Raw genomic sequence first — 8989 nt, forward strand, 5'->3', positions numbered from 1 at the left:
GTGCTTTGATTCCTTCGTTCTCTCATCTGAAGTGGATGTTTGAGTGGTTTATCCGACACACGACCTTTGATTTCCCCACCCTTCAAATGTACGGAGCTTTTTCAGAAATCAAATATTAGTCCTATAGCAACCATACCCCTCAATCCAGGTATTATTCATACTGAGATGCTTTCTATTAGCTTTGGAGAAGAAGCTGCTGATTATACACCGATGTCCGATTGGGTATTGAAAGCTGTTCCATTTATTCTCACTTTAAAACCCAAAGATAATGGGACTCCCTTAAGCATTTCATAAAATTGGTCATGTGTGAATTGCTTTGACTGTCCTTGAGCGCTTACAGAAGAGGGACGGGGAATTTTGCCGAATTTGTTAAAAAAGTTGGAACTAATTTGAAATATTAATAATTTTTGGTTCAATTACTGTACCGTCCAGAAGCAAAACGATCTCACTGCGATCTAAATAACAAATATGCTTATCAATTACTGGGACAAACACAATATGCCAATACCATAGAAATGGCTTTGGATGAGGTTGCAGAGATTTAATCGAGGCAGCTATACATACATAAGAGTTGAATTGAGGTCGCTTTCGATAAGCTTCAGCCCGACCAATTTGAATAGCCTCGCTTATTGATAAAGGCACTGCTGACAATTCAGGATTCCAGGTGGAAACTTTTTTTAAAAGTGAGAGGGACACCTCGAAGTAAAGCTTCTCTTCTTCTGTACTGCAAACTAGCAGAGTAATTATTATATCTTCAAGCATCAAAGCAATTTTTAGATTATCCTACTTAATAAAAAAATTAATAACAAATAAGCTTAATTGTCAATAATTTGCTAATTAATGATCGTATATCTAAACCTACTTGTCAATAGCATTTGAGATGCACTTACACTGAGAAATTAACATTTATGTTTTGGTTAACATAGAAATTACCCTTCTTTTGAAAACAAAGTATCCAAATCTATGGGAAATACGAGTCCCTTGCTGAAAAATTTATGTTTTTCGGGCAGATGCCCTAGTATAGTCTAGTTGCACAGATGCAAGTATTAAGCGATCGCTTCTTTCCTGATAACTGTACTTCAAGATTGTTTTGCGGTTTTGACTCCTAATAAGCAGATAATAGATGGTTGAGAGTTCTCGCTTATGCAGATAATAGATGGTTGAGAGTTCTCGCTTATTAGGAACAGCGTTGAAAAACTTATCAGCTGATAAAGGCACAATCTTAGTAGTAGATGACGAAGCCAGCATCCGGCGGATTTTACAGACGCGTCTAGAAATGATTGGCTACAGCGTAGTGACAGCTAGTGATGGTGAAGAAGCGTTGTCAGTTTTTCGCTTGTTGACCCCTGATTTGATAGTTCTGGATGTAATGATGCCAAAGCTGGATGGCTACGGTGTGTGCCAAGAATTACGGAGAGAGTCAGATGTGCCAATCATCATGCTCACAGCTTTAGGAGATGTAGCAGACCGAATCACTGGGTTGGAGTTAGGTGCTGATGACTACATGACGAAACCTTTCTCACCCAAGGAACTGGAAGCTCGAATTGCCTGTGTACTAAAACGGCGCTCTCACAAAACCAGCATTAATAGTATTCCTAACTCTGGGATAATCCATCTGGGCAATCTCAAAATCGATATCAATAAGCGGCAAGTCCACAAAAATGAGCAACGCATTCGGTTGACAGGTGTGGAGTTTAGCTTATTAGAGTTGTTAGTGAATCATTCGGGAAAGATTTTTTCAAGGGTTGAAATATTACAGCAATTGTGGGGCTTTGTACCAGAGATGAATACAGACACTCGTGTGGTAGATGTGCATATTTCGCGGTTACGGACAAAGGTAGAATCCGATCCCAACGGCCCAGAATTCATTATTACAGCAAGAGGTAGTGGTTATTTTTTCTCACGAATTATTGATTCAGAACACGATTGAAGAAGAAATTAGAAGTCAAAATGCTGAAAATTTTAGAAACAACACCAAATCGACTTGTCATCAAGTCAGAAAGAAGAAATTTTGATACCAAGAAAAGAGTCCTTTTTATTTATGTTGCTATTTACTTTTTATTAATCTCTACATTCAAAAAATGGACAATATTTGGTCTGAGTCAGAAAGCAGTGGAATCAATATATCAGATGATAGCTTATCCTCCGCTTTATTATTTTAGTTCTATAGCACTAATTATCTGTGTGTGCTTTCTATTCGCTATGATGATTGTAGACTTTCATCTCCCAGTTAGAACTATTATCTTTGACGGCAATAGTAATCTTTTAACAATCAAGTATACCTATCTGTTCTGGCATTATAAGAAAGACTATTTTCTCAATGAAATAGAATCAATTCAGTGGTTTCCAGAGACAATTTACGCAGTCTCATCGGGCATATTACCCGTTCAAATTTTAAAACTCATTCGTAGGAAACCCTATGGCAAAACGGATCTAATACGGCTCTACAAGACTGTACATCCTGAACTCCAAGAAATAAGTACTATAGTCGATGTTATTCATCGATTCCTTCTAGGTCTTAGACAAAGCAACAAGAAATAATGCAACGCATGATCGGATCAAGCAGTTCAGGGATGGTAAGCGTGTTCGGTAGGTTCAGAGGGCAAGGCATCTCATCTGCACCTTCGTTCAAGAACTCCTTTGCTGTCAAGGGCAAAGAGTTGTCTTAACCGAACCGTATTGGTATAACGTCGGACAAAAGTGATATAACCCCGGATCAACGCAGATTAATTAAATATCTAAAAAAATGGCAAGTTTATCAAAAGATTATTCATTGCAATATAACAGTTAACCCAAATTAAGTTTTTATACAAATATTTTAGTTAATTTTTTAAGTTAAATCTAAAAATATCAACAAGTTTGATAAATATATCAAAATATTTTGCATTGTACTTCAAAATTAAATTATATAAATTTTAGATGTAAGTAGCATTGATGAAAAATTTGTTATCTATACGTTGAGATAACTAAATAATCTAGTAGTTACTAACTAGTGTTGCTAACGTTCAAGTCATTAAATAAACTTAAGTTTTGTCTATTTAATGTTGCAATGCTAACAAGATTATTATTCAATAATGAGGATTAATCTAATGGCAGAAAATTCAAGTAATAGTGGGAACAATTCAATTTCACAATCACCCTTCGGTCGATTGGAAGGAGTTCTCGGTAAAGAAGGCCTCACCAAGATATTTAGTGGTATTGGTAATGGAGAAGGTGGTGGTATTGGTGGCAGTAGCCCATTTGGTGATGGCGGTGGCAGTAAGCCTGATTTAGCCTATGGTGGTAATCCTTTCGCTGGCGACAACTTCTGGAATATCTTTGCAGGGGGTGTCAACCCATCCGCAGGTGGTAGTAACCAAGGTAGTGGTAGCGATCCTTTGACTGGTGCTAGTAACCATACCTATGGTATTAGCACAAGTGGAATACCGAACGGGTTCGATTTGAGAGTTACTATTGACAAGCTAGTTGACTCAAAGTTTGACAAGGAAGTGGGTAGTGGAGGAATCCCATCATTTGGTAGTGGAGGAATCCCATCATTTGGTAGTGGAGGAATCCCATTATTTGGTGGTCAATAAATCCTGTTCGCTTAATAGAATCCTTGGGAAAATGAGCAAATAAATAGAAGGAACAATAATGAGTTATTCAGTACATAGTATGCTAGTACAGTTTGACGCAAATAAACATACTATTCGATAAAGCTCAAAAGTGTGTCTTGTCAGTGATGTGCCTTCTGCATTACTGTATTAGCTTGCTAGCTTATACCCTAAAACTCTTTACAGGTAGGAATTTAAGCAATATTTTCTGTTAGTTTGACAGTAAAATTATTAAAGCCTTTATTTTAGAGAGATTTTGGGTTAGTAAAATTTTAACTGTTATAAAAAGTAGTGAAGTCCCATAAATTTTTAACTAAAAATAGGAAAATTAGTGCTAATGGAAAAGTCTGCTGTCAATCCCCTTAATGGTGGAGTTAATCCCTTAAGTGCAGGTGTCCCTAACAGCGTAGGTTCCTTTGCAGCTAATGGCAGTTTGTCTGCTGAAGGCAGCCCGTTGATAGGTGGTAGCAATCTGTTATTAAGTAACGGTAACAATCCCATTCCAGGTAGCGGTATTAACCCCTTTGCAGGCGATGCTGGCAGTGGGCTTTAGCAATTAATATTTGATCGATTAAAGTCAATTTTAGGTGATAACTTTTTCAAAGGTATTGATAACACATTGGCAGGAGGTAGTAACCCGTTTGCAGGCAGTGGGTATCCAATTCCAAGTGGGGCTACCAACCCATTTGCAGGTAGCAGTAATCCTATAGCAGGTGCTGGAAGTCTGCTTCAACAATCGCCTTTCGATCCATTGAAAGAAGTCCTTGGTAACAATATGTCCTTTGGTAATACTGGGAATACATCTAATACTGGTAGCCAAACCTTTAATGAGGGCAACGCACCGATTGGGAATGGTAACAAGGACTTTGGTAATAATAACGCAACTATTGGTAATTTTAACTCGGATTATGACAGTAACAGCGCAACCATTGGTAATGGTAACTGGAACTTTAATAATGACAACGCAACCATTGGTAATGGAAACTGGCTATTTGGAAACGGTAACACAACCCTTGGTAATGGCAACTGGTATTGGGACAACGGCAGTAATAATGCAACTCTAGGTAATGGTAATTGGCACTTTGGTAGTGACAACGCAACCATTGGTAATGGCAATTGGGACTTCGGTACTAATAACACAATTATTGGTAATGGTAACTGGGTTTTTACCAATGGAAATGAAATTATTGGTAATGGCAATTGGTTAACTGAGACTGACAACACAACGATTGGAAGCGTCAACAATATCAGCAGTTTAAATTTATCCCCACAAAGGATCAAAACTGATGTTAATAATCTGATAGACTCTCTTATAGGTAAAATAGGTCAAAATTTTCTTGGGTTCACAGGAGATTTTGATGAATCGAGTAGCCAACCGTTTAACCGCCTCATCTCTTCTAAAAGTGTTGGTAATGACACTAATATATCTGGCGATATTGAGCAACTTTTGGAATCACTCAGCCCAATTCAAGGAAATTTCATCAATTATCAGCCTGTGCAAAACCCTCAGCCTGTCCCAGAATCTGTTTCTTCAGTATCGTTGATAGTAATGGTACTTCTGTGTTTGCTGTTGTCCCTGTTCAAAAAACAACAACACTGTTAACGTAACCTGAGTTCGGGATAAGGAAAAGGACAGGTAGTAAGCTGAAAATAGCGTTAAATCCAGCAACCTGTCCTATGTCGGGTATCGGTTTTATCGATTCTACCAGCTTGAAAGTCTGCCATAATCGTCGCATTTCTAGGCATAAAGTGTTCGACGGTTTAGCCTCTCGTGGCAAGACTTCTGTCGATTGGTTTTTTGGTTTCAAGCTGCATCTTGTAGTGAATGAGTTTGGTCAACTCTTAAATGTGACTATCACCCCTGGTAATGTTGATGACCGTCAACCAGTACCTGATTTACTCAGCAATCTGTTTGGCAAAATATGCAGCTGATAGAGGTTATGTCTCCCAGAAACTGGCGGCTCAACTTTTAGCCGATTTTGGGATTCAGTTTTTTGCCAAACCCCGTCGCAATATGAAAAATAAGTTGATGCGTCTTCATGACAAGCTTTTATCCCGTAAACGCTACATTATTGAGACCATTAACGACCAACTCAAAAACATTTCTCAGATTGAACACTCTCGGCATCGTAGCCCAGTCAATTTTTGCGTTAATGTTCTGTGCGGTTTGATTGCTTATTGTCATTAACCTAAGAAACCTAGCCTTCAATTCAATACCTCTGCCAATTTACAAGGGTTCAACGCCAGTAGAAACGGGATGAATACGTCCTAAAGCAGTAAGCTTGGCAAAAATCCGGGTTAATAAAATAGGCTCAGGGATTTCGGGAAGCATTTTTAAGATTTCATGGACATATCGAAAGCCACAATAATGAGCCTTAAGATCAATAATGCCGGAGTCGGGATTAAGGGTGCGAAAATCAGCGAGAAGATGATGAGATAAATTAACCATAAAGAATGCTAAATTAGCAGCATTAGTCACCGCAGTTTGACCGATGTTCATAAAGTCTTCCAATCCCCAAAATTGCTTGGCATCACGGAAGTTAAACTCGATTTGAAAGCGCAGTTTGTAGTAGTCAATTATTTTCTCAGATGACAATTTTAGGTCACTAGAAAAAAGAATGATGTGACTGCGAGCATTAGTTTTCAGATTTATTTTCACCAAAATAACTACATTCAGGCACTGGGAAAATTCTTTGTGCAGTAAACTAACTTGGTAAGTATCGGTTTGGACATCCTCTTCAATACTACTTTAACGCAAATATTCATCAGAAATATTACGCCAGTCCAGTTTCTCCCCGTATTTACGGCGTGAACGATGATTGGGGTCAGGATTTTGGTAAGGTATGTATAATGCTGAATCATGGCGTAACTTGGAAATTATATGCAAGTTGACCTGTCGAGCCATCTGCAAAGCATTATTGTTTCCAAAATGACCATCTAAGACTAAGTAAGTGAGTGGGATAAAGTTAGCTATCAACAAGACTTGCTCACTAATCATCTTCTTAATTTTTAGTAATTCAGATGTGAGAATTACTTCGGTCTTGTTTTTGTTTTTACTCCCTTTTGGTCGTCCACGTCCACGTTTTTCTTTGGCTTTTATTTCTGGTTTTGGCGATACACTACTTTTTTCTATATCGCTCTTTATCACCTGTTCTATTTGAATCGGAAATGAGTGTCTTTGTTCGACACTTACTAGCGATAAAGTAATATTGATAGACCTGATATTGGTTTACTTACTAGGCTGGAAAAGAACCTATCTAATCCATAAGTCTGTTTACCTGATTTGCTGACTACAACTTCATCTCCTGCAAGTAAATATACCTCATTTGCACGAAACAAATGCTTGCGGAAAAATAGCCAAAATAACGTCGCCCAAGGTATTACTGTATGAAAAAACCTCAATATTGTCCGATAACTGCCACCAATCCCTGCCCAACGTGATATTCCTAACATAGTGACTCGGCCGTTCATTGCTAACATAGCCAAGATTATTTGGTTCAACTGCCGCATTGTTGTAGCGTTTATCTGCGGTAGCAGACATTGTAAGAGTGATAGGATGTCGAACATGGGCGAATTGTAGTTTTTGAGTTGTCGTTTGGGAAGACAACAACTCTACTACAGAGCGCCCTCTCTCTTCATACTCTTGTTTTGGCGAAGGTATTGTTATTACTACAAGATTGCCAGGGCAGAAGATGACCGCCCAGTTGAAGCGAATCGAGTTCGCAAATCGATTGGTGCAGAAACCTCGTTTGCACAGGATTTGAGCGATGTCGGTCAAATGTTGCAAGAACTCGAACATGATTGCTCAAATTGTCGAGCAAAGGTTAGAGAAGCATGAAACACGAGGCCGCACATTAACGTTAAAAGTCAAGTTCTCTGATTATCAGCGTTTAACCCGTAGTAAGACAATGCTTACTCCCATTAGTGGACTATCTACGATTTTTGAGATAGCTAAAGGACTGTTTGAGTCGATTGATCTGGAGAATCGTACTATCAGATTGTTGGGGATTTCGTTGTCTAACCTGGATAACGCCAAACAAACCCAAGTCATTCAACTGCCACTATTTCAAAATGCAGGCATTATTTTTTAGCGTAGAGCGTAGCCCACACTTCTCAATACTTTAACTGCGCTCAGTACAAGAAGCTCAGTTACCGTCGTAAGCATTTTACAAGCTCATTAGTGACTGCAATTGTGTGTCTGAATTATCTCCCAATTCTTGTTGTAATTGGGATAGTTGGTTTTCTAACGCTTCAGCAGTATGAATGAGATTCGATTCTTGGGCTATTTTTAGCTGGGTTTCTTTAATAGAGATTTTTCTCACTAGTTCATTCACTGCATCGACTGAATCATCATTTTCAGTAATCATAGCTGAATTACGATTCCTCTAAATTCTGTTTTGAGATTTAATACTCTGCTTCAATTTGATAAAGGGCAGGATTAGCTTCAATAGGTAATTGTTGTTCAAAAATCTCCTTTTGGGAAATACGTTTAGAGAATGCCGAAAGACATGCTTTTTTACTAGACCATTTTGCAATATTAATAAATTGAAACCTCTCGGTTGGGTCAAGACTGCGATGTAACGCCAGTATCGATAAACCCTGGTTCATTTTTCATCAACTGAGTAGTCTGATTCCATTTCCGAGGGAAATCATCTTCCAAACCTCTCCGAACAGAGAAGCCAAAGCGACCAAAACAAAACTCTTACCACGCACACCGACATAATACTCCTACTATAGATAATGAAGCGAAAGCGATCTCCAAACATTTAGAAGCTTTATTAACCCCAGCTATTTTTGCCGGGCAAAAATATTATAAGCAGTTGGGATGTCGAGACAGGATTCTGAATTTATTGGCTATTTTATGCAGTATTAGTTGATTTAGGGGACGCGGTTGCTGATGAATTATCTCTGCCATTTGACCGCATTTCTCTGGAGATCTCCCAAACGTTTACGCTTCCATTTAGCAGCAAGATTAAAGCTAATAAAACAATAGTACTCTTTGTATATTTAATACCTTGATAAAAGAAAGTCCAGGTGCTAAACCTAAATCTCTTAATTGCAGCCAAATTTCCGGTTCTATTTCTATAAATGCATCTTTTTTTAAGCGTAAACAGAAATATACTTTCTGCTCTGTCAGCCAGTTAGCCAGTTTTATTGAACAAAATTCCCGATCTCCTAACACTACAGTTTTATAATTTTTAAAAAGCAGCAATGCTTTTTTGAATACTGCTTCTTATTCATCAAAATTGCTTGAACCTAATTTGTCTAATATAGGACTAATATTTGATTTCTGAAAAAGCTCCGTACATTTGAAGGGTGGGGAAATCAAAGGTCGTGTGTCGGATAAACCACTCAAACATCCACTTCAGATGAGAGAACGAAGGAATCAAAGCACA

Annotated in this window: 10 protein-coding genes and 5 pseudogenes; 9 read left to right on the forward strand and 6 right to left on the reverse strand. The window is 38.2% G+C overall.

What is annotated here, in order from left to right; genetic code table 11:
- A pseudogene (locus IQ274_RS35770) lies at positions 1-119 on the forward strand (IS630 family transposase); the annotation flags it as partial.
- A gap of 46 nt (positions 120-165) precedes the next feature.
- Complete coding sequence (locus tag IQ274_RS37640; RefSeq protein ID WP_265578603.1) at positions 166-294, forward strand: hypothetical protein; 129 nt, start codon at positions 166-168, stop codon at positions 292-294.
- A 90-nt stretch (positions 295-384) separates the two neighbouring features.
- Here IQ274_RS37640 and IQ274_RS35780 read toward each other — a convergent pair whose 3' ends face one another.
- Positions 385-762 carry a hypothetical protein gene (locus tag IQ274_RS35780; RefSeq protein WP_163937475.1) on the reverse strand — a complete coding sequence of 126 codons (378 nt, stop codon included), beginning with the start codon at positions 760-762 and terminating at the stop codon, positions 385-387.
- Between the two features lie 394 nt (positions 763-1156).
- On the opposite strand from IQ274_RS35780, the gene rpaB reads away from it, so the two are divergent.
- The 5 genes and pseudogenes from rpaB to IQ274_RS38225 all read left to right on the forward strand — a co-directional run.
- On the forward strand, positions 1157-1930 hold the full coding sequence (rpaB, locus tag IQ274_RS35785) for a response regulator transcription factor RpaB (RefSeq protein WP_163937478.1): 774 nt from the start codon (positions 1157-1159) through the stop codon (positions 1928-1930).
- Between the two features lie 1159 nt (positions 1931-3089).
- Complete coding sequence (locus IQ274_RS35790; RefSeq protein ID WP_194145181.1) at positions 3090-3575, forward strand: hypothetical protein; 486 nt, start codon at positions 3090-3092, stop codon at positions 3573-3575.
- Positions 3576-3930: 355 nt separating this feature from the next.
- Positions 3931-4146, forward strand: coding sequence for a hypothetical protein (locus IQ274_RS37140; RefSeq protein ID WP_228058623.1), 216 nt, complete (start codon positions 3931-3933; stop codon positions 4144-4146).
- Between the two features lie 66 nt (positions 4147-4212).
- Positions 4213-5196, forward strand: coding sequence for a hypothetical protein (locus IQ274_RS35795; RefSeq protein ID WP_228058624.1), 984 nt, complete (start codon positions 4213-4215; stop codon positions 5194-5196).
- An 83-nt stretch (positions 5197-5279) separates the two neighbouring features.
- Positions 5280-5781: pseudogene (locus tag IQ274_RS38225) on the forward strand (IS982 family transposase); the annotation flags it as partial.
- 39 nt (positions 5782-5820) lie between these two features.
- On the opposite strand, the pseudogene IQ274_RS35805 reads toward IQ274_RS38225, so the two are convergent.
- A pseudogene (locus IQ274_RS35805) lies at positions 5821-7160 on the reverse strand (transposase).
- A 76-nt stretch (positions 7161-7236) separates the two neighbouring features.
- On the opposite strand from IQ274_RS35805, the gene IQ274_RS37145 reads away from it, so the two are divergent.
- On the forward strand, positions 7237-7431 hold the full coding sequence (locus IQ274_RS37145) for a hypothetical protein (protein WP_228058625.1): 195 nt from the start codon (positions 7237-7239) through the stop codon (positions 7429-7431).
- Entirely contained in the window at positions 7391-7684 is a 294-nt protein-coding gene (locus tag IQ274_RS37150; protein WP_228058626.1) for a hypothetical protein, read from the forward strand. Before IQ274_RS37145 ends, IQ274_RS37150 begins: the two co-directional genes overlap by 41 nt.
- A gap of 75 nt (positions 7685-7759) precedes the next feature.
- Here IQ274_RS37150 and IQ274_RS35815 read toward each other — a convergent pair whose 3' ends face one another.
- From IQ274_RS35815 to IQ274_RS35830, 4 genes and pseudogenes are all read right to left on the reverse strand, one after another.
- On the reverse strand, positions 7760-7960 hold the full coding sequence (locus tag IQ274_RS35815; RefSeq protein WP_094333315.1) for a hypothetical protein: 201 nt from the start codon (positions 7958-7960) through the stop codon (positions 7760-7762).
- Positions 7961-7997: 37 nt separating this feature from the next.
- Positions 7998-8201 (reverse strand): hypothetical protein, encoded by a 204-nt coding sequence (locus IQ274_RS35820; protein WP_228058627.1) that lies wholly within the window; start codon positions 8199-8201, stop codon positions 7998-8000.
- A 330-nt stretch (positions 8202-8531) separates the two neighbouring features.
- Positions 8532-8865 (reverse strand): annotated as a pseudogene (locus IQ274_RS35825) (transposase); the annotation flags it as partial.
- A gap of 4 nt (positions 8866-8869) precedes the next feature.
- Positions 8870-8989 (reverse strand): annotated as a pseudogene (locus IQ274_RS35830) (IS630 family transposase); the annotation flags it as partial.

The sequence above is a fragment of the Nostoc sp. LEGE 12447 genome (assembly GCF_015206985.1).
In the GTDB taxonomy this organism is placed as follows: Bacteria; Cyanobacteriota; Cyanobacteriia; order Cyanobacteriales; family Nostocaceae; genus Nostoc.

Bases quoted from the DNA above. Each gene is read 5' to 3' on its own strand.
- IQ274_RS37640 (WP_265578603.1), top strand. From the start codon at position 166: ATGCTTTCTATTAGCTTTGGAGAAGAAGCTGCTGATTATACACCGATG.
- IQ274_RS35780 (WP_163937475.1), bottom strand. From the start codon at position 762: ATGCTTGAAGATATAATAATTACTCTGCTAGTTTGCAGTACAGAAGAA.
- rpaB (WP_163937478.1), top strand. From the start codon at position 1,157: ATGGTTGAGAGTTCTCGCTTATTAGGAACAGCGTTGAAAAACTTATCA.
- IQ274_RS35790 (WP_194145181.1), top strand. From the start codon at position 3,090: ATGGCAGAAAATTCAAGTAATAGTGGGAACAATTCAATTTCACAATCA.
- IQ274_RS37140 (WP_228058623.1), top strand. From the start codon at position 3,931: ATGGAAAAGTCTGCTGTCAATCCCCTTAATGGTGGAGTTAATCCCTTA.
- IQ274_RS37150 (WP_228058626.1), top strand. From the start codon at position 7,391: ATGATTGCTCAAATTGTCGAGCAAAGGTTAGAGAAGCATGAAACACGA.
- IQ274_RS35815 (WP_094333315.1), bottom strand. From the start codon at position 7,960: ATGATTACTGAAAATGATGATTCAGTCGATGCAGTGAATGAACTAGTG.
- IQ274_RS35820 (WP_228058627.1), bottom strand. From the start codon at position 8,201: ATGAACCAGGGTTTATCGATACTGGCGTTACATCGCAGTCTTGACCCA.